The sequence below is a fragment of the Pseudoclavibacter sp. VKM Ac-2888 genome (assembly GCF_015351285.1).
In the GTDB taxonomy this organism is placed as follows: domain Bacteria; phylum Actinomycetota; class Actinomycetes; order Actinomycetales; family Microbacteriaceae; genus Pseudoclavibacter.
The window spans coordinates 3,249,545-3,268,120 of sequence record NZ_JADKSM010000001.1 but is presented as its reverse complement, the minus strand read 5'-3'; the positions used below and the strand labels follow the sequence as shown (position 1 = coordinate 3,268,120).

Annotated in this window: 17 protein-coding genes and 2 tRNA genes; 5 read left to right on the top strand and 14 right to left on the bottom strand. The window is 67.9% G+C overall.

Annotated features, from left to right (window positions below; translation table 11 throughout):
* Positions 1–459: 459 nt before the first annotated feature.
* The 5 genes from ITJ61_RS15475 to ITJ61_RS15455 all read right to left on the bottom strand — a co-directional run bounded on the left by ITJ61_RS15475 (position 460) and on the right by ITJ61_RS15455 (position 4,234).
* The gene (locus ITJ61_RS15475; RefSeq protein ID WP_104239758.1) at positions 460–1,326 is read right to left on the bottom strand and encodes a Cof-type HAD-IIB family hydrolase; all 867 of its coding nucleotides are present in this window, start codon (positions 1,324–1,326) and stop codon (positions 460–462) included.
* Positions 1,327–1,563: 237 nt separating this feature from the next.
* Positions 1,564–1,637: transfer RNA gene (locus ITJ61_RS15470), tRNA-Met, on the bottom strand.
* Positions 1,638–1,672: 35 nt separating this feature from the next.
* Positions 1,673–1,744, bottom strand: a tRNA-Thr gene (locus tag ITJ61_RS15465).
* A gap of 96 nt (positions 1,745–1,840) precedes the next feature.
* Positions 1,841–3,100: a M23 family metallopeptidase gene (locus tag ITJ61_RS15460; protein WP_146080600.1), complete on the bottom strand. Its 1,260-nt coding sequence runs from the start codon at positions 3,098–3,100 to the stop codon at positions 1,841–1,843.
* A 270-nt stretch (positions 3,101–3,370) separates the two neighbouring features.
* Positions 3,371–4,234 carry an inositol monophosphatase family protein gene (locus ITJ61_RS15455; RefSeq protein WP_323744382.1) on the bottom strand — a complete coding sequence of 288 codons (864 nt, stop codon included), beginning with the start codon at positions 4,232–4,234 and terminating at the stop codon, positions 3,371–3,373.
* A 127-nt stretch (positions 4,235–4,361) separates the two neighbouring features.
* On the opposite strand from ITJ61_RS15455, the gene ITJ61_RS15450 reads away from it, so the two are divergent.
* Genes ITJ61_RS15450 through ITJ61_RS15440 form a run of 3 tightly spaced genes read left to right on the top strand, consistent with a single transcriptional unit; the run spans position 4,362 to position 8,154 of the window.
* Positions 4,362–5,147 carry a DeoR/GlpR family DNA-binding transcription regulator gene (locus tag ITJ61_RS15450; RefSeq protein ID WP_104239761.1) on the top strand — a complete coding sequence of 262 codons (786 nt, stop codon included), beginning with the start codon at positions 4,362–4,364 and terminating at the stop codon, positions 5,145–5,147.
* Positions 5,144–6,121, top strand: coding sequence for a 1-phosphofructokinase family hexose kinase (locus tag ITJ61_RS15445; RefSeq protein WP_104307440.1), 978 nt, complete (start codon positions 5,144–5,146; stop codon positions 6,119–6,121). Before ITJ61_RS15450 ends, ITJ61_RS15445 begins: the two co-directional genes overlap by 4 nt.
* Positions 6,118–8,154 carry a PTS fructose transporter subunit IIABC gene (locus ITJ61_RS15440; protein WP_194686648.1) on the top strand — a complete coding sequence of 679 codons (2,037 nt, stop codon included), beginning with the start codon at positions 6,118–6,120 and terminating at the stop codon, positions 8,152–8,154. The genes ITJ61_RS15445 and ITJ61_RS15440 overlap by 4 nt, the downstream gene beginning before the upstream one ends.
* Positions 8,155–8,444: 290 nt before the next feature.
* Here the strand turns inward: ITJ61_RS15440 and nhaA are convergent, their stop codons facing one another.
* The 9 genes from nhaA to ITJ61_RS15395 form a co-directional block, all read right to left on the bottom strand.
* Positions 8,445–9,809, bottom strand: coding sequence for a Na+/H+ antiporter NhaA (nhaA, locus tag ITJ61_RS15435; RefSeq protein WP_228496692.1), 1,365 nt, complete (start codon positions 9,807–9,809; stop codon positions 8,445–8,447).
* Between the two features lie 217 nt (positions 9,810–10,026).
* Positions 10,027–13,056, bottom strand: a complete 3,030-nt coding sequence (locus ITJ61_RS15430) for an aminotransferase (RefSeq protein ID WP_194686647.1) — start codon at positions 13,054–13,056, stop codon at positions 10,027–10,029.
* 93 nt (positions 13,057–13,149) lie between these two features.
* Positions 13,150–13,767: a TetR/AcrR family transcriptional regulator gene (locus tag ITJ61_RS15425; RefSeq protein WP_194686646.1), complete on the bottom strand. Its 618-nt coding sequence runs from the start codon at positions 13,765–13,767 to the stop codon at positions 13,150–13,152.
* 215 nt (positions 13,768–13,982) lie between these two features.
* Complete coding sequence (locus tag ITJ61_RS15420; protein ID WP_194686645.1) at positions 13,983–14,237, bottom strand: holin; 255 nt, start codon at positions 14,235–14,237, stop codon at positions 13,983–13,985.
* 54 nt (positions 14,238–14,291) lie between these two features.
* Entirely contained in the window at positions 14,292–14,609 is a 318-nt protein-coding gene (locus ITJ61_RS15415) for a hypothetical protein (RefSeq protein WP_104239768.1), read from the bottom strand.
* On the bottom strand, positions 14,606–15,406 hold the full coding sequence (locus ITJ61_RS15410) for an N-acetylmuramoyl-L-alanine amidase (protein ID WP_194686644.1): 801 nt from the start codon (positions 15,404–15,406) through the stop codon (positions 14,606–14,608). The genes ITJ61_RS15415 and ITJ61_RS15410 overlap by 4 nt, the downstream gene beginning before the upstream one ends.
* 99 nt (positions 15,407–15,505) lie before the next feature.
* A complete protein-coding gene (locus ITJ61_RS15405) occupies positions 15,506–16,300 on the bottom strand; it encodes an N-acetylmuramoyl-L-alanine amidase (protein WP_104239770.1) in 795 nt (264 codons plus the stop codon).
* A gap of 52 nt (positions 16,301–16,352) precedes the next feature.
* Entirely contained in the window at positions 16,353–17,054 is a 702-nt protein-coding gene (locus tag ITJ61_RS15400; RefSeq protein WP_104239771.1) for a hypothetical protein, read from the bottom strand.
* Between the two features lie 221 nt (positions 17,055–17,275).
* Positions 17,276–17,521 carry a helix-turn-helix domain-containing protein gene (locus ITJ61_RS15395; protein ID WP_104307434.1) on the bottom strand — a complete coding sequence of 82 codons (246 nt, stop codon included), beginning with the start codon at positions 17,519–17,521 and terminating at the stop codon, positions 17,276–17,278.
* 125 nt (positions 17,522–17,646) lie between these two features.
* Between ITJ61_RS15395 and ITJ61_RS15390 the strand changes: the two genes are divergently transcribed.
* Entirely contained in the window at positions 17,647–18,042 is a 396-nt protein-coding gene (locus tag ITJ61_RS15390; protein ID WP_104239773.1) for a helix-turn-helix domain-containing protein, read from the top strand.
* Between the two features lie 29 nt (positions 18,043–18,071).
* Positions 18,072–18,488, top strand: coding sequence for an ImmA/IrrE family metallo-endopeptidase (locus tag ITJ61_RS15385; protein WP_104307432.1), 417 nt, complete (start codon positions 18,072–18,074; stop codon positions 18,486–18,488).
* The last annotated feature ends 88 nt before the right edge of the window (positions 18,489–18,576 follow it).

The following is an 18,576-nucleotide window of genomic DNA, read 5'->3' as shown; positions in this document are numbered from 1 at the left end:
CGAAAGTTCAGTACTGACTTGTATTGTCCAAATATGTTTCCAAAAGGAATCCTTACCCCCTCCAAAGGAAGAGGCACAGGATCAAATTGGCATTTGACATAGTGCACGCTGTTGAGTTCTCAAGAATCGGACGCTTCTCGTTTCCGGCCTATTCGACCATCTCCCGAGAGCAACCTCTCTAACCTACATCAGGTTTGGAACCTTGTCAACTTGGGCTGTGCGAGATTCGCAATTGCCACTGGACATTCCAGTTCCTGATGTTCAGTTTCGTTGTGCTCCTTCAAGCCGATTTCCCGGCCGCTCGGAAGCAACCTGTGTAACTTACCCTCGCGCCGATCCTGGGGTCAAACCAGGCCACACCCCGGGCGTGTCGCGCACCACACGAGTCACGGGTTCGGCCGTTGAGTGCCGAGCAGGAACGCCGAGCCAGCAGACGATGCCCGCATGACGGAGAGCGAGTCAGCCCCGAGAAGACGCATCCGCCCTCACGAGACCGTGGCGCGCAAATGCGTCGAAGATGCCGTTCTCCAGCACCGTTGACGTGACTTCATCCGCGAGCTCCTGCAGCTCAGGAGCAGCGTTGCCCATCGCGACTCCGACGCCGCACACCTCGAACATCTCGACGTCGTTCCAGCTGTCGCCGATGCCGATGGCATCAGCACGGTCGAGTCCGAGGTGCTCGAGCACCTTCTCGATTGCGGCGCCCTTCGTCGTTCCGCGCAACCCGATCTCGCCATCCGAACCACCAGGCAGGGGCATGCTCCCACGCACGATGTGGAACCGCTCGCCGAACTCCTGCCGCGCGCGCTCCACAGCACCGGCTTCCTCGGTGAAGAAGACGGCCTTCGCGATCTCGTCGAGCGGGGCATCCTCGATCGGCTCTGCAGAAAAGCCGGCCTGCGGCGACGTCTGCGGCTCCGGCTTGTCGGCACGGGCAGCCGCGAGGTGCTCCTGGATTGCACCTCGAGTACGGGCCGAGGCGTACACCCGCCGGTTGGTCTGCAGGAGGTAGTGGAGCTCGTGCTCCTCGAAGTGGGCCAGCAGCGCGTCGAGCTCTTCCCTCGGCATGGTCTCTCCGTGTACGAGCACGTCACCCACCATGGCGAACGCACCCCCGTTCGTCACGGCACCGTCGAAGCCGATCTCGAGAACCGACTCAGGGATGTGGCCCGCTGCTCGCCCCGTGCACAGGTAGACGAGATGGCCGGCGGCGCGAGCCTCCCGAATCGCTCGAACGGTGGAAGGCGCGATCCGGCGACCGTGGTCGAGGATCGTGCCGTCGACATCGAGGAAGGCGATCTTGGGAGTGGACGAGCGTTCTGGCATGTGACCTCACGATGATTCAGCGGAGCGGGGACTCGGCCACACAAGCCTATGCCGCCCGGAACGCAGAGGTTCCGGACGGAATGCCGAGGAGCGTGCCGGAACGCGGCGCACCATGTCGGAATGCGGAAGTGCGGTCTGAATGCAGGAAGGCAACGAGTGCAGAAAGGCACCGGGAATGCAGAAGACCCGGGAATGCAGAAGACCCGGTGGCCAGAAGGGCAACCGGGTCTTGATCTGTAGCTGGAGAGAGATTCGAACTCTCGACCTCACGATTATGAGTCGTGCGCTCTCACCAACTGAGCTACCCAGCCATGGGTGTCGAGGATGCTTTCGCACCCACGATCAGAGCCCCGAGTCGGGTTTGAACCGACGACCCCTTCCTTACCATGGAAGTGCTCTACCACTGAGCTATCGGGGCAAGATGCCAATCGAGCTTGTGGCTCGGAATGGCACCAGATGAGGATAGCACCTCACGGAACCCCGTGAGAACACCACCCCCGTGGTGTGCCGCGTGTTACGCGCCGGCGCTTTCGCCGGGCATCGTGACGACCGTGGAAACGTTGTTGAACTGCGTGAGGAAGGCAATCGGGTCGATCTTGTTGCCATCCGCCGTGTGCACCTCGAGGTGCAGGTGAGGGCCAGTCGACGCGCCCGTGTTCCCGACCTTGCCGAGCTCGTCGCCGACCTTGACGACGTCGCCGACCTTGACCCCGATGGAGCCGGTCAGCATGTGACCGTACACGCTCTCGTAGCTCTGGCCGTTGATGACGTGCTGCACGATGACGTGCACGCCGAGGCCGCCGTTGTCGGTCGGGGTGACGCTCGTGACCGTGCCGCCGGCGATCGCGCCGATCGGCGTGCCCTGCGCAGGTGCGAAGTCGATGCCCATGTGGTTCGTGCTGCCGATGCCACCGGGCGAGACGCGAGGACCGAAGTCGTCGGTGATGGCGACGCCGACCGGGAAGGGCCACTGGACCGTCGCGGACAGGTCGTTCTTGTAGGTGCCGCGGTCGACGAGGCTCATGAGGTTGGCCGCCGTGGCCGACCCCATGGTCGTGACGGCGTAGGCGTCTTCCCGCTCGACCGTGGTGGCTTCGCCGCCGGCGACCGTGAGGGTCTGGCCGGGGACCGAGGAGACGGCGTCGGCGAGCGCTGCTGAGCTGTCGCCTGCGACCTGGTCTTCCTGCGTGGAGGTGGCGTTCGCGGGCATCGTCGAGACGACGGCGATGGTTGCGGCGAAGCCGAGCGCCGTGACGCCAGCTGCACCGCGGAGGAGCGCGCCGCGCTTCTTGTGCGACTTCTCCGAGTTCTTGACGCGGACGAGTCCGCGACGGCCTGTCTTGCTGTCGACCTCGGGGCGGAGCGCCTCTTCGTTGCGAGCGAAGCTCAGCGGAACCTCGAGCACCGCGACCGAAGCCCGCTCGATGCGTGCCGTCGACTCGGTGTCGTCCGAACGGATCTGGGCAACCTCGGCGATGCTCGGCGTGGAGATGGACGCCGGGGCCGGAGCGGGTGCGGAGACGACCGGAGCAGTCTCGGCCTGGCCGGCCGAGACGATCTTCGGCGCGAGCGCTGCCGTGATGACTGGGGCCGACGCGACGGGAGCCGTCGTGCGCTCCGCCTCACGCCGAGCGCGGCGCGAGCTGAAGGCCTCTGGAGTTGCCGCCGGTGCGATGGTCGCGAGCGATGCGAGACGCTCTGCTTCGCGGAGTTCTCGACGGGTCATGGGCGCCGGCAGAGCCTGCTCCTGGCCCGATGTGAGAAGGGAAGTCAACGATTCATATCCTTACCGCGGTTTATAACGAACTGGTAAATAGTAACGCGCAGGTCACGGAAACTTCAAGGTCTCCAGGGAATCCTACGCGGTCATGCCCGACCGAGGCGACTGCACCCCGGGCTGTCTCGCCCGGAATCACGCGGGAGAGGGGCAGGACGGGACTCACCGGATCTCGTCCGAATTCACCCCGTACCCGGGCGAGCCGAGTTCAGTCTGGGCCGTTACCAACCACGCCGAGCCGTCAGGAGCCACGTGGAAGAGGGAGAGCTACTCGTCCGCCAGGACCGAGACGTAGCGCGTGAGCTCCTGCTCCAGCCCCGGCCTCGCGGCGATGATCAGCCGATGCCCTTCGCGCCCGAGCCCCTCACCCACGACGACCGCTCCAGCCTCACGGGCGACCAGAGCAGCTCCGGCGTGATCCCAGGGGTTCAGCCCCGACTCGTAGTACGCATCCAGCCGGTTGATCGCGATGTTGCACAGGTCGAGGGAGGCGGCGCCCACGCGGCGCAGGTCGCGCACGCGCCCAGCCAGCGTCATCCACTGCTCCGCCTGCTGCACCCGGCGCTCGGCGGAGTAGCTGAACCCCGTGCCGACGAGGGCGAGCTCGAGAGGAGGGGCTGCATCCACGTGCAGCCGCCCGCCGTTGCACCACGCGCCCTGGCCACGCACAGCCGTGAAGGTCTCGCGCCCCTCGGGGTTCACGACGGCCGCGGCGAGGGTCGTGAAGCTAGAGGGCTCCGACCCCGGGTCGCCGACGACCACGGCGACGCTCACCGCGTAGTTGGGGTAGCCGTACAAGTAGTTGACGGTGCCATCGATGGGGTCGACGACCCAGGTGAGCCCGGTCGTGCTCGCAGACGCGTCCGATTCCTCTCCGAAGAACCCGTCGCCGGGGCGCAGCCCCTCGAGACGACGACGGATGTGCGCCTCCGATTCCCTGTCGGAGGCGGTGACGACGTCGACCGACGACGACTTCGTGTCGGCGACGGCCACTCCCTCCAGGCGGCGAGCGGCGACGAGCTCGGCAGCCTCCGTCGCCACGGTCACCGCGATGTCGAGGAACCCTCGGAGCTGTTCGGCGGTGAACTGGTCGGCGTCGTGAACGGTCTGAGCATCGTCGAGTTCTGGCACGCCCTGGAGCGTAGCAATGCCGGGCCACGAGCGCGTTTCTGTGTTTATCTTTGCTTCTCTTGTTTTACGTCCGTTTGCCGCGTACGCTCTCCACCAGAACCAACACCCGGATCGCACAGGAGCATCCATGTACGCAACGGAGCGGCACGCGCTCATCCTCGAACGCATCACGCAGCACGGGAAAGTCGCCGTGCGAGAACTCGCGAGCGACCTCGACGTCACCCCCGAGACCATCCGCCGAGACCTCGACCAGCTCGAGCTCGAGAGCCTCGTCAGGCGAGTCCACGGCGGCGCCGTCGGCAACTCCCTCGGCAGCCTCGCCGAAACCGCAGTCGCCGAACGCCAGCCCCTCAACCACGACGCCAAGGTCCGCATCGGCGAAGCCGCAGAGCGGCTCATCCCCCGCGGATTCAACGGATCCATCCTCATCGATGCCGGAACGACGACCGCCGAGATCGCCGCCGCCCTCGTCCGACGCCCCGCCGACGAACTCGCCAAGCTGCAGGTCATCAGCAACTCGCTCCCCATCCTCGCGCTCCTCGCCGCACGCAGCGAACTCACCACGATCGCCATCGGCGGCCGCGTGCGAGGCCTCACCAGCGCCGCCGTCGGCCCCAGTGCCCTCACCCAGCTCGCCGCGCTTCGCCCGGACCTCGCCTTCATCGGCACCAACGGCATCAGCGCCGAATTCGGGCTCAGCACCCCGGACCCCGACGAAGCAGCGGTGAAATCCGCCATGTGCCGGGGAGCCAGACGCGTCGTCGTCGCCGTCGACGCCTCCAAGTTCGACCAAGATGCCCTCACCCACATCGCAGCGCTCTCCAGCGTCGATGCACTGGTCACGGACCAGCCCCCGCGAACGGCACTCGCCGCCGCGCTCACCGAGAACGACGTGGAAGCAGTGCTCGCATGATCGTCACCGTCACCGCCAACCCGGCAATCGACAGAACCCTCGCCCTCCCCCACGAGCTCGCTCGTGGGGACGTCCAGCGCCTCACCGGAAGCGAATCGCAGGCAGGCGGCAAGGGCATCAACGTGTCCCGCGCCCTCCGCGCCTCCAAGCTCGACAACCTCGCCGTCTTTCCGGCCTCCGCCGACGACGACTTCACGAACCTCGTCGAAGCCGAAGGCCTGCGGATGCTGCCCGTGCCCATCGAAGGCAGAGTGCGCACCAACTTCGCCATCACCGAGAGCGACGGAACCACCACCAAGCTCAACGAGCCAGGGCCCCACCTCAGCGCAGACGAAGCAGACGCCCTCGTCGCAGCTGTCATCGCAGCATCCCGCGACGCCGAATGGCTTGTCCTCGCAGGCTCGCTGCCACGTGGCCTCGACTCCTCCTTCTACGCAGCCCTCATCGAGGCCGTCCGCGCAGAGCTCGGCGAGGCCGCACCACGCGTCGCCGTCGACAGCTCCGACGCACCGCTCAAGGCGCTCCTCGCATCCGGCACCCGCGTGCAGCTCATCAAGCCGAACGCCTTCGAGCTCGCCGAGCTGAGCGGCATCGCCGACGGAGACGCCCTCGAAGCTGACCCGCAGCTCGCCGCAGACGCGGCAGGCTGGGCCCTCGAGAACGGAGCCGACGCCGTCCTCGCCACCCTCGGCGGGGCAGGCGCCATCTACCGCGACGCAACAACCAGCCTCTTCGCCGCCCCGCCACCCACTCGCGTGCGCAGCACCGTCGGAGCGGGCGACTCGTCGCTCGCCGGCTACCTGCTCGCGAGCGTCACCGGGGCACCCCCCGAACGCGCCCTCGCCCAAGCCGTCGCCCACGGAAGCGCCGCCGCTTCCCTGCCGGGCAGCGGAGTCCCCTCCCCAGAACAGACACGACCGGACCTCGTCCGCATCACCCACCTCGCAAGCAGCACCAAGGAGAACGCATCATGACCACCTACATCACGCCAGGGCTCGTCGCCCTCGACGTCGACCTGGGTGCGGACAAGACCGATGTCATCCGCAACCTGGCCGAACGCGTCGTCTCGCAAGGCCGCGCGACCGACGCAGCAGCGCTCGCCGCCGACGCCCTCGCCCGCGAGGAGCAGGGCGCCACGGGCGTCCCCGGCGGTATCGCCATCCCCCACTGCCGCTCCGGCGCCGTCACCGAGGCCACCCTCGCCATGTCGCGCCTCACGCCAGGCGTCGACTTCGGCGCTCACGACGGCCCGAGCGACCTCGTCTTCTTCATCGCGGCCCCGGACGGCGCCCACGACGAGCACCTCCAGATGCTGTCCAAGCTCGCCCGCTCCCTCATGGTCCCCGAGTTCAACGACTCGCTGCGCGCCGCGACCACCCCGGAAGAGATCGTCGCGATCGTCGAGAAGGCCCTCGAGCCGGAGGAAGAGAAGCCAGCAGCGGCAGCCGCAGAGGCAGCCCCCACCGCGGGCGGCGCATCCACCGGCCCCGTCATCGTCGCCGTCACCTCCTGCGCCACCGGCATCGCCCACACCTTCATGTCCGCGGATGCGCTCACGGCGAAGGCCAAGGAGATGGGCATCGAGTTCTACGTCGAGCCGCAGGGTTCCTCGAAGGTCACGCCGCTCGACCCCGCCATCATCAAGCGCGCCGACGCCGTCATCTTCGCCAACGACGTCGACGTGCGCGACCGGGGCCGATTCGCCGGCAAGCCCGTCGTGCAGTCGCCCGTGAAGCGCGGCATCGACCACCCAGACGAGCTGCTCAACGAGGCCGTCGCCGCCGCCAAGGACCCGAACGCGAAGCGCGTCCCCGCAGCGGACTCCAGCGAAGCCTCCCAGAACACCGCAAACGAGAGCGTCGGCGCCCGCATCAAGCGCTGGCTGCTGACCGGCGTCAGCTACATGATCCCGTTCGTCGCAGGTGGCGGCCTCCTCATCGCCCTCGGATTCCTCCTCGGCGGCTACGACATCGTCAGCGATGGCCGCAACACGGACATCATCCTGCAGAACTCCCTCTTCAACCTGCCCCCGGACGAGGCAACCCGCTCGGGCCTCCTCGTCTACCTCGGTGCCGTCGCATCCGCCATCGGGCAGGCCTCGATGGGCTTCCTCGTGCCAGCCCTCGCCGGCTACATCGCCTACGCCATCGCGGACCGGCCAGGTATCGCACCCGGATTCGTCGCCGGTGCCGTCGCAGGCATCATGGGCGCCGGCTTCATCGGCGGCATCGTCGGTGGCCTCATCGCAGGTGGCGCGGCCTACTGGATCGGCTCGTGGAACGTACCGCGATGGATGCGCGGCCTCATGCCCGTCGTCATCATCCCGCTCATCGCCTCCATCATCGCCTCCGGACTCATGGTCATCCTTCTCGGCGGACCCATCGCAGCCCTCACCAACGGCCTCAACAGCTGGCTCACGGGCCTCACCGGCGCAAGCGCGGTCCTCCTCGGCATCATCCTCGGCACCATGATGTGCTTCGACCTCGGAGGCCCCGTCAACAAGGTCGCCTACGCATTCGCCGTCGCAGGCCTCGGTGCTGGTTCGTTCGACAACCAGGCACCGTGGATGATCATGGCAACCGTCATGGCAGCCGGTATGGTCCCGCCGCTCGCCATGGCACTCGCGACGTCCATCGCGCCCCGCCTCTTCTCCCCCGTGGAGAAGGAGAACGGTCGCGCGGCCTGGCTGCTCGGTGCCGCCTTCATCTCCGAAGGCGCCATCCCGTTCGCCGCAGCCGACCCGCTGCGCGTGATCCCCGCCAGCATGCTCGGCGGCGCGGCAACCGGCGCCATCACCATGGCCATGGGCGTCACCTCGCAGGCACCCCACGGCGGAATCTTCGTGTTCTTCGCCATCGGCAACCTGCTCTGGTTCGTCCTCGCCATCATCATCGGCATGGTCATCTCGGCACTCACCGTCGTCGCCCTCAAGAAGTGGGTGCGCAAGGCGCCGGTCGACGCCGACGTGCCGGCCGCCGCATCGCTCCAGGGCGAGATGGCGCACTAGTCCACGACCGCCGGGTGCGGAGGCCAACGCCTCCGCGCCCGGCCCGCACGACTTCTCGGGATGGGTTTCTCGCTTCGGGATGGGTAGCTTCCCATCCCGAAGCGCGAAACCCATCCCGAGTTCTCGTTAAGGCCGGCTGCCGGAGGCGGCAACGGGGCGGCAGCGGCAGGCGGCCAACTTCCGTGACCGAACGGGCCGTGCCGTCCGGATCAGACGCGAGCCCGCCGAACCGTCCCGCGATCTGGTCAGCTGCCGGAGCGCCGGAGTGTCGCCCGGCCTCGCGGATGGGGCTAGCGGATGGGGGTCGTGTCGATGTCGGGGACGCCGTCCGCGTTCATGTCCGAGCTCCGAGCACGGCGGGCGTCAAGCCGCAGCGTGACCGCCGCGAGCGTCGCAGCGATCAGCGTCCCCGCGAGCACGGCCAGCTTCGCCGCCGCCGTGTGCTCGCCATCCGGGAACGAGAGCTCCGTGATGAGCAGCGACACCGTGAACCCGATGCCCGTGAGGAACCCCACGGGAAGCAGATCGCGGAGGCCGATCGCATCCGGGAGCCGAAGCGGCGTGATCTTGGTGACGAGAGCCGTCATGCCGAGCACGCCGAGCAGCTTGCCCACGACCAGCGCCCCCGCGACGGCCACGAACACCGGCTGCGCGACGACCTCCCCGACCCCAGCTCCGTCGACGACGTTGACCCCCGCCGCGAAGAACGCGAAGACGGGCAGCGCGAAGCCTGCCGACAGCGGCCCGACGCGCTCCGCGAAGCGGTGCGTGCGCGCTGAGACCTCACCGTGCACGAGCTTCGCCGGCACCGTGAACCCGAGCAGCACACCGGCGATGGTGGCGTGCACCCCCGACTCGTGCATGAGCGCCCACGCGACGACCGCGAGCGGCACGAGCAGCCACCAGACGGGCCGCTTCGAGCGAACCACGACGGCGAAGACGGCGATGACCGCGATGGATGCGCCGAGGGCCAGGAGGTTCACGCCTGCCGTGTAGAAGACGGCGATGATGACGATCGCCAGCAGGTCGTCGACCACGGCGAGCGTCAGCAGGAAGGTGCGCAGGCCGCGCGGGAGCCCCTTGCCGAAGATGGCGAGCACGCCCACCGCGAAGGCGATGTCGGTGGCGGTCGGGATCGCCCAGCCGCCGACGGCGGCCGGGTCGCCGAGCAGCGTCACCGCGAGCACGAAGAGCAGCGCCGGGGCTGCCATCCCACCGACCGCGGCCAGGACGGGCACCGCCGCCTCCCGTGGGTTGCGGAGGCTGCCGGTCACGAACTCCTGCTTGAGCTCGACGCCGACGACGAAGAAGAAGATCGCGAGGAGACCGTCGGCCGCCCACGTCGACAGCGAGAGATCGAGATGCAGGGATGCGGGCCCCACCACCACTCCGGACAGCGCCGCGTAGCCGTCGCGCCACGGGGAGTTCGCCCACGCGAGCGCGAACGCCGCCGCGAGGAGCAGGAGGATGCCGCCGGTCGTCTCCCGCGACACCCACTCGCTCAACTTCGTGAGGGGGCCGCCGACGGAGACAGGGGCGGCGAGCGGCTTCTTGGCGGCCGGCGACTCGGGCGCCGATGAGGGGCGCTCGGGCTGCTCTGGCGTGCCCTCCGGGCCCGGCTGGGCCGACGAGGTGGGTTCGATCGGTGCGTTCAAAAGGGGTCTCCTCAGAGTTCGGACCCGTCGCATCCCGACCGGGCCGCCGACCAGACTTCCCGGCACACCGGAGCTGATTCTACCGCCAGCGGCCACCGGCCGGAGTGCCGCTCCGGAACACCGTGCCGGAATCGCTGCCAGCCGAAGTGCCGCTCCGAAGGCGGCGTGGAGGGCACTTCGGCGGGCAGTGATCGCCCTGGCGGGGCAGTCGCCGCGGCTAGAGGCCGCGCGTGAGGACCTCGTCGAGCGTCGCCACGAACCTGTCCGCGCTCTCCTTCGTGAAGCAGAGCGGGGGCTTCACCTTGAGCACGTTCCCGCGGTCGCCCGTTGGCTGCACGATGACGCCGAGCGCGAGCATCCGGTCGCAGAGCGCCTGCGTCTCGGACGTGGCGGGCTCGAGGGTCTCGCGGTCGCGCACGAGCTCGATGCCCTGGTAGAGCCCCCGCCCGTGCAGCGCGCCGATGAGCGGCTGCCGTTCGGCGAGCGCCACCAGCTGCTCCCGGAGGTAGCCGCCGACCTCGTGCGCGTTCTCCTGCAGGCGGTCGTCGCGCATGATGTCGAGCACGGTCACGCCGAGCTTCGCGCTCAGCGTCGAACCGCCGGCCGACGAGAAGAAGGTGCCCTGGTCGGCGAGGGCCTGCGCGATCTCGGAGCGCGTGATGACGGCACCGAGTGGATGCCCGTTGCCCATGGCCTTCGCGACCGTCACGACGTCGGGAACGATCGGATCGCCGCCCGGCCCCGCGTGCTGCTCGAAGCCCCAGAACACGTCGCCCTGGCGTCCATAGCCGACCTGGACCTCGTCGGCGATGACGGCGCCCCCGCCGGCGCGTACGGCGTCGTAGACCGCGGCGAGGTAGCCGGCGGGCACCTCGATGGCGCCAGCGTTGCCGTTGCGGGGCTCGGCGATGAACGTGCCGATGGGGGTGCCGGCCGCGGCGAGGCGCTCGATCTCGGCGATCGCGTCGGCCGCATAGCGCTCGCCGGCGTCCGCTCCGCGGTGGGTGCCGCGGTACGCGTTCGGGGCGTCGAAGGCGTGCACCCAGGGGGCGCGGAGTTCGGCGGCGAGGGGGTTGTCGGAGGTGGAAGTCGAGACCGCATCCGAAGCGTAGGACCAGCCGTGGTACGACTCCTCGACGCAGGCCACGTCGTCGCGGCCCGTGTAGGCCTTCGTCAGCCGCAGCGCGAGGTCGACGGCCTCGGTGCCGCTGTTGACGAGCAGCACGGTGTCGAAGCTGTCCGGGAGCGTCTCGAGGAGGCGCTCGCTGAACTCGGCGACCGACGCGTAGTTGAACCGCGAGTTGGTGTTGAGCATGCGCCACTGCTGTGCCACCGTGTCGGCGAGCACGGGATGCCCGTGACCGAGCGCCGTCACGTTGTTGACCATGTCGAGGTAGTGGCGGCCGTCGGTGTCGATGAGCATCTCGCGCCAGCCGCGCTCGATCTGCGGCGGATGCGCGTAGTAGTGGCCCTGCAGCGGCGCGTAGGCGTCGAGTCGCGCGCGGAGCGTCTCCCCGGCCCCGGCCCCGGCTGCGCCGACGCTGCTCGGAGCGAGCCCGATGAGCTCGCTCGGGTCGCCGAGGACGGCGAGCCAGGCCGGGAACTCTTCGGCCGTCACGAAGCGCGGCAGGGGCGCGGCGGCGGCATCCAGTGCGGAGACCTCGCCCGCCTGGAGCGTGACCTGCGCCCAGCCCGCGATCTCGGCGAACGGCTCGCCGGACTCGACTCGAGCCGGCGCGACGGCGCTCTCACCGTCCAGTGCTCGCGCTTCCGTGAGCCCGCGGGCTCCCGCGATGACGATGGTGCGCGCGCCGTCGGAGATGGTGACGTGGCCCTCGGCCGCGGAGACAAGACCGCTGAAGGGCGCCGTGAGCGCGAGGTCGCTCGCGCTGTACAGCTCCACCCCGGCCGCGACGTTGACGGGCGCATCGTGGGAGACGCCGAGCGAGCGCGTGAGGCGGGCTTCCCCGAAGCGGGTCGCTGCGACTCCGCCGCTGCGGGCGGCGAGCAGGAGCAGCTGCGCTTCCGCCTCGGCCCCTTCTTCACCGAGCCAGGAGCCGTCGCGCAGCGCCGTGCTCGTGTGGTCGAGGGTGATGACGCGCGCGCGGCGGGCGAGGTCCGCGTCGAGGAGCGCGGCGCCGCCGTCAGGCGAGGAGATGGGGCCGGCTGCGGCCTCGCGGCCGAGGGCGCGGCGGATGGCGGCCGTCGCGACCCGCGCATCCAGGGCCGCAGGGACGGCGAAGATCGTCCATTCCCGTTCGAGGGCCGCCTCGGCGTAGTCGTTGCCCTCGTCGATGGAGACCTGCTGCAGCCCGCTGACGACGAGCGTCGCTCCGCGGAGCACGATGAGCGGCCAGAGCGCGTCGATCTCGGCGTCGGTGAGGGGCACGACCGCGTCGAACGCGCGGATGAGCGGCAGCACAGCGAGTGGTCGCGCGGGGTCGTGGTGGAACACGGCCGTGCAGGCCACGGCCAGCTCGGCGACGCGCCATCCGGTGCCGACATCGCCGAAGTCGATGATGCCGGAGAGCTCGGGGCGGCCGAGCGCGCCGGAGGTCGCGACGAGGTTGTCGTCGGTGAGGTCTCCGTGGATGGCCTGCACTGGCAGGTGGCCCTTCAGCGGAGCCAGCGCCGCGGCGGTCGCCTCGAGCGCGGCGAGGACAAGCGCCTGCCGCTCAGGGTCGGTCACGTGGCCGATGAGCTCGTCGACCAGCCGCTCGCCGACGCGAAGGTCCCACTGGAGCTCGCGCTCGAGGCCGGGATGCTCGAAACCGTCGAGCGCCTGGACGACCTGGCCGACGAGCGTGCCCATGGCTGCGATGGTCGACGCCGAGAAGTGCTCGAAGTCGATGAGCGGCGTCCCGTCGACGAAGGTCAGGAGGCGGATGCTGTGGGGAGCACCGTCGACGTCAGCCGTCTCGATGTCGAGGCCGGCGAGGCTGGCGACGGGGGCTGGCGACGGGTGGCCCGCGGCGTGCATGCGCCGCATGGCCTCGTTCTGCGCCTCGATCTCGTCGCGGCGCACCGCTCTGTTGCTGACCTTGAAGAGCACCCGACGGCCGGCCGGCTGCGCGGGCGAGGCGGGCTCGGTGAAGAGGAAGTTGCGGTCCTGCTGACTGCCGAGCTCGCGCACCTCACCGGAGACCCCGTAGAGCTCAGCTGCGAGGCGACGAACCTCGTCGATGGCGATGTTCGGGCGCGGCAGGCCCTCAGAGAACGATGAAAGACCTACGTGGGATTCGAGCATGGCTACTCCTCTTCGAGTCGGCGACCGGCGAGCGGTCAGGTCAGTGCAGTGCGAGTGGATGGATGTGGGCGCCGCCGCGCGTGACGGGGGTCTTCACCGCGCCAGGCCGCGCACGAGTGCGGCGAGCCCGAGATCGAAGGCCGGGCCGGCGACGGGGTCGTCGAGCCCCTCCTTGGTCACGCGCGCGACGGCCGAGGCGAAGGCGGGCACCTCGCTCTCCTGACCACTCGGGTCGAAGAGCACGCTCGGGCCCGACATGTCGAGCACCGAGCCGAGGATGAACGACTCGTAGGCCGTGAGCATCCGCACGATCTCCTCCTCGGGCCAGCCTGCGGCGAGCGCGCCCCTCGTGAAGCTCTCGTGCACGCGGAGGATCGCGGGAGAGCGCACCTGCGACGACATGAGGAGGGGAATGCTGCGCGGGTGCGCGGCGAACGCGTCGCGGTAGGAGTGCGCCCAGACGAGGACGGCGTCCTCCCACGGCAGCCGGTCGAACGCCTCGCCGTCGATGCGGCCGCAGATGCGCGTGCGCACCTCCTCGATGAGCTCGAGGCGCGAGGCGATGTGGTTGTAGAGCGACGAGGGGGCGACGCCGAAGTGCGACGCGATGCGGCGCATGCTCACTGCCTCGGAGCCTTCCCTGTCGATGAGGCGCACGGCAGCGTCGACGATGCCGTCTTTCGTCAGGATGCTCGTTGTGGGTCGCCCCATGTCTCCGCCTTTCGCTGCGTCGAGGCTCAGCGGCCGGTTCCGGGACTCGCTGCTGCCGCTCACGCCGAGAGCTCGCAGAACGGATTCGTTCCGCAGCCCGGATCCTGCGTTTTCCTACTCTAGCGCCATAAAACGAACGATGTACGTTTATCTCCTGCCGGTTCCACCGAGCGGATCGCCCTCGCCGGCGGCGCGCGGAGCCCAGCATCCGTGAATCATGCAGCGCGGTCGTGACTCGCCGGGCCAACGCTCGTGTCGTCCGGGTTGTCCGAACCATCGCCCCGATAGAACAGGACGCTGGTCAGGAGCGAGGCAACGAACATTCCTGCACTTATGGACGCGACCGCTGCCCAGTCAAGGCCGAGGAACGATTCCCCGAGGACCCCAGCGGCGAACAACGCTTGGATGATCGTCTTCAACGCGCGTTCTCCGGCGTAGTCCAGGAAACTGATGGACCAATATTTCAACATGATGCTCCCTTTAGATCTTTGAGATGTTGCGGCCCCGGCAGAGGCGGCCCCGGCTCACTTCGGCAGGTGAGACGGCCACACCGGAGGGGGCGGCTCCTTGCCGTCCCAAATGTGGGCGCGCAGCTCATGAGCGTGCGTGCGGTACCCGTCCACGTAGGTATCGAGCCTGTTGAGGCGCTCGACATCGGATGCACGGATGGCGGCCTGCTGCTCGCGGTAGCTGGCGAGCTCTTCCTGAAGTTGGTCGACGAGGTCCTGGGCGTCCGCCCGGCGCGCTGACCGCCCGGCCGTCGCATGCCCGAAGATGGCACCGACCGCAGTGAAGCCCGCCGCTATGGCGATAGCAGCCTCCGGCCCAACCCAGCCGATCATCTGATGCCTCGGATCTGCGCCGCGAGCTCGAGCAGTTCGCGCTCGCCGCTCAGCGCACTGTCGTCGGCATTGCCTGCGTTGATCTCCTGCCACATCGCGAAGAACTCAGCGAATCCCAACCTCACGACCGGGCGGCCGGTCAGCTTGACGATGCCGGATACGGCCTCGGGGCTCCCCGTCCACCTCACGAAGTTCGCGGTGACGATGTACTGGCGCCCGAGTTCGGGCACTTCTGCTATCCACATTTCCTTGTCCTGTTCTGCGTTGCCTCTGCCCCCTTCGCTCTCACTTGCTCCGCCCGCGGCGTGCATCTTCGCGAGCTCCACAACTCGATCGAGGTCGATGCCTCCGGGGCAGACAGTCGCGTAGGAGCCGCCGTGCCTCTGGAAGACTTCTCGATGGCCGAGCACAGCGACACGATCGATGGGGAAGCCGAAGCGCTGCGCGCAGTCCGCGACCAGCGATGCCAACGACGTGTAGCTCGCCTCAGAGATCGGCCAGCCACTCGCGTCCCCCGTGCGTTCGTTGCACACCTCGACGGTGATTGCCCTGGCATCCCACTCAGGGCTCGCCAGCGACCACGCGCGGACTTCTTCGGGCACGACGCCGACGATCTGCTGATCTTTGATCACGTAGTTCGAGCTCACTTCGCGCGATCTGGTGCCCATCATGCTGAGCACAGCCGAAAGTGACTCGGTTGCTGCGTGGTGCACGACGAACCGGTCGACCTGCACGCGTCTGGGGCCGAGCTGATCGGCGTGCGGTGAGCTATTCGTGGTGAGTTCTGAGAAGGTCATTGAACGCTCTCGATCGTTGGGCTCTGCCCAGTGACGCGGGCGAAGGCCCGTGGGGGCCGGGGCGATTGCGGCGCCCCGGCCCCCACGAGTTCCGTCGAACTACTCAGCGGTGCCGAGCTCGCGGTAGACGGAGAACATCCACGCGAGGTTGTCCTTGTGGACGGTCTCGATCGCGTCCTGCCCTGGGATGATCCCGAGGATGTTGAGCGAGTTGAGAGCTGCCGGGCTCGGAACGTGCCAGTAGCCTCCCGCGATCGGGTTGACCGCGTAGATAGCACCGGTCTGCTCGTTCTTCAGGAGCCGGAACCCCGTGATCTTCTTGATCGCGGCCACATCGGCCTTGAGCTTGTTCTGTTCTGCATCGGTCAGTGCCATGAGGAATCCTCCGTTGTTGTTCTGCTGGATGCCGATCGCCAGGTTGACGAGTCGGTCGAGGTTGATGCCACCGGGGCACGCGGTGGCGTACGAGGCGCCGTGGCGCGTGTACACCTCCTTGTGCCCGATGACGGTGTTGCGGTTGATGGGGAACCCGTACCTGGTCGCGCAGTCGGCGATCAGTCGTGCGAGTGATTGATACGAGGCCTCCGAGATCGGCCAGCCGGATGCGTCCCCGGTTGCCGAGTTGCAGGTCTCGACGGTGATCGAGCGCCCATCCCACTCATCGCTGCCGAGCGACCACGCCCGGTGCTCCTCGGGAACGACACCGACGATCTGGGCGTCTTTCACGACGTAGTTCGCGCTGACCTGTCGCGAGCCGGACGACATCATCGCGAGCACGTTGGCGAGCGATGAGTCGGCCGCATGGTGCACGACGAAGTGGTCGACGGCCCGCGAGCGGGCGTTGAACTGGTTGCCGTTGCCGGAAGTCGAGGTCGTGAGCTTCGAGAAGGTCATACGCGACGCTCCTCTCTCTTCCGCGAGCGGTGCGCCCGCTGGTAGCTGCGGGTCACTCGGGGGTGCCGAGTTCGCGGTAGACGGAGAACATCCAGGCGAGGTTGTCCTTGTGGACCGTCTCGATCGCGTCCGCTCCGGGGATGATCCCGAGCATGTTCAGCGAGCTGAGGGCGGCGGGACTCGGGATGTGCCAGTAGCCTCCCGCGATCGGATTGACCGCGTAGGTCTCCCCGGTCTGCTCGTTGCGCAGGAGTCGGAACCCGGTGATCTTCTTGATCGCGACCACGTCGGACTTGAGCTTGTTCTGTTCGGCATCGGTAAGTGCCATGAGGAATCCCCCTTCTTCGGGAATGTTGACGAGAGGCGGGCCGACGATTGCGGCATGCCATGATTCGGATGCGATGGTCTGGCCGAGTCCGGCGAGGCGCATGTACTCGGAGCGGACGGCCATGTTGTTGGTGTCCCAGTCGACGGCTTCGCCGCGACCGTGTGGTGAAGTGCCGGGGTACGCCGCTTCCGGCGTCTCCCCGCGGTTCATGCGGCCCCACTGGAACCACTGGTTTGAGCCGCCCGTCGAGGTCTTGGACTCGACGAGGACGTATTGGTCAGCTGGGACACCGACGGGGCGGTAGCCCTCGGTGATCTTGAGGGTGAACCCCCTCGAGCGGACCTGTGCTGCGACCCAGCGGACTCGGCGTGCGAGATCTCTGGTGAACAGGTGCCCCTCGACACTGACGAGGGTGGAAATATCCATTGATGCCTCCTTTGGGCATGGGAATAGACGGGTATGCCGATCAGCCCGTTCGGTCGATCGACGGGACGGGCACGAGTGCCCGGAATCAGTTCGCAGAATGCGAACGGATGCACGCGAGAGGTGACGCTTCACCCTGCTCTGCGTGGACGTGATCCATGAGGATCAGTGCGACGGCGGTGACTCGCACACCGCTGGGGCTCTCCGCGTCGCTGGTGCTCGAGCTACCCGGTGGAGCTTCGGCCGGCGCCGCTGTGGTGCGGAGTCAGCATCGGACTGACCGGGTCGTCATCGGTCATGAACTGACTGGGCGAGATGCCGAGTGCTTCCGCGAGGAGCAGGAGCTCTCGAAGACCGAAGTGGGCGCCGAACGCGAGTTTCCTGTTGATGGTCGAGTACGGGATCCCAACCTGCTCGGCCACGAATCTCCTGGATCGACCGGTCTGGTCGATCGTCTTCTTGACTCTCACTGCACACCCCCTCGGTCCGTCGTTGCTCATATGAACAATCTACATACCCAAACAAACATGCGCAAGCCGCAGGTGTTATCGGATCGAGCATTGCTGTTGCTGATTCGGGGACATAGACTGCCCTTATGAACATGCAGCAGCGAGCGGAGACGTTCACGACCTATGTGGGACTCGCACTCAAGGGCGCCATCGTCGAGCGAGGAATGAGCGCAACGCACGTTGCGACCACCATGAAGCGCTCCCCTGCGGCCTTCAGCCGGTGGCTCAACGGCCACGTGGCCATTCCCCTCGCGGTGCTCTACGAAGCGAGCGAGATCGTCGGCGTCGACCCAGCGCAACTCGTCGAGAACGCCCACCGACGACTCACCGCAGCCATGGGCGCCCCTACAGCCACAGTCACCCCCCTGGCCGAGGCGTCTGCGCGGCGCACGAAACGCGCGGGCAGCGAACCCGTCTCAGCACAGCCATTCGCGGCGCACAGCACCGACATCGGCGGAGACCTCGACGACGACCTGGTCTGAATGTCGGTGGCCCGTCGCACGATGGACACATGACCAACTGGGAGCCATTCGAGTGCGCACGTGATCTGGGAATCAGCGTTCAGTTCTGCCGTGAGCTCGGTGGGGACCTCGGGCGCTGGTACCCGAAGCAGACCACGATCCTGATCCTCGACTCACTGCCGTTCTTCATCGAGCGCTCTGTCCTCGCGCACGAGATCGCTCACGCCGTGCTCGGCCACGACTCCTCGACCCCGAAGGCAGAACGGCAGGCGGACCGGTGGGCGGCTCGGAGGCTCATCAGCATCGAGGACTTCCGGGCCGTCGCCGCTCAGTCGCCTGATCCGGGGCAGTGGTGCGTCGATCTGCAGGTCACACCGCGACTCCTCGTCACCGCAGCAGATCTCTACGCTTCGCGACGCCACGCTCGCCACGACGCCGCCACCGGCGAGGCCGAGCTCGCTGGCTAGGCCGCGAGCCGGCCCTGCCTCCAGAGGAGCATCCGCTCCCAACGAAAATGGGCTTCTCGGTTCGGGATGAGGAAGAACCCATCCGGAA

Bases quoted from the DNA above. Each gene is read 5' to 3' on its own strand.
- ITJ61_RS15475 (WP_104239758.1), bottom strand. From the start codon at position 1,326: ATGCCAGAACGCTCGTCCACTCCCAAGATCGCCTTCCTCGATGTCGAC.
- ITJ61_RS15450 (WP_104239761.1), top strand. From the start codon at position 4,362: ATGTACGCAACGGAGCGGCACGCGCTCATCCTCGAACGCATCACGCAG.
- ITJ61_RS15445 (WP_104307440.1), top strand. From the start codon at position 5,144: ATGATCGTCACCGTCACCGCCAACCCGGCAATCGACAGAACCCTCGCC.
- ITJ61_RS15440 (WP_194686648.1), top strand. From the start codon at position 6,118: ATGACCACCTACATCACGCCAGGGCTCGTCGCCCTCGACGTCGACCTG.
- ITJ61_RS15430 (WP_194686647.1), bottom strand. From the start codon at position 13,056: ATGCTCGAATCCCACGTAGGTCTTTCATCGTTCTCTGAGGGCCTGCCG.
- ITJ61_RS15425 (WP_194686646.1), bottom strand. From the start codon at position 13,767: ATGGGGCGACCCACAACGAGCATCCTGACGAAAGACGGCATCGTCGAC.
- ITJ61_RS15420 (WP_194686645.1), bottom strand. From the start codon at position 14,237: ATGTTGAAATATTGGTCCATCAGTTTCCTGGACTACGCCGGAGAACGC.
- ITJ61_RS15415 (WP_104239768.1), bottom strand. From the start codon at position 14,609: ATGATCGGCTGGGTTGGGCCGGAGGCTGCTATCGCCATAGCGGCGGGC.
- ITJ61_RS15410 (WP_194686644.1), bottom strand. From the start codon at position 15,406: ATGACCTTCTCAGAACTCACCACGAATAGCTCACCGCACGCCGATCAG.
- ITJ61_RS15405 (WP_104239770.1), bottom strand. From the start codon at position 16,300: ATGACCTTCTCGAAGCTCACGACCTCGACTTCCGGCAACGGCAACCAG.
- ITJ61_RS15400 (WP_104239771.1), bottom strand. From the start codon at position 17,054: ATGGATATTTCCACCCTCGTCAGTGTCGAGGGGCACCTGTTCACCAGA.
- ITJ61_RS15390 (WP_104239773.1), top strand. From the start codon at position 17,647: ATGAACATGCAGCAGCGAGCGGAGACGTTCACGACCTATGTGGGACTC.
- ITJ61_RS15385 (WP_104307432.1), top strand. From the start codon at position 18,072: ATGACCAACTGGGAGCCATTCGAGTGCGCACGTGATCTGGGAATCAGC.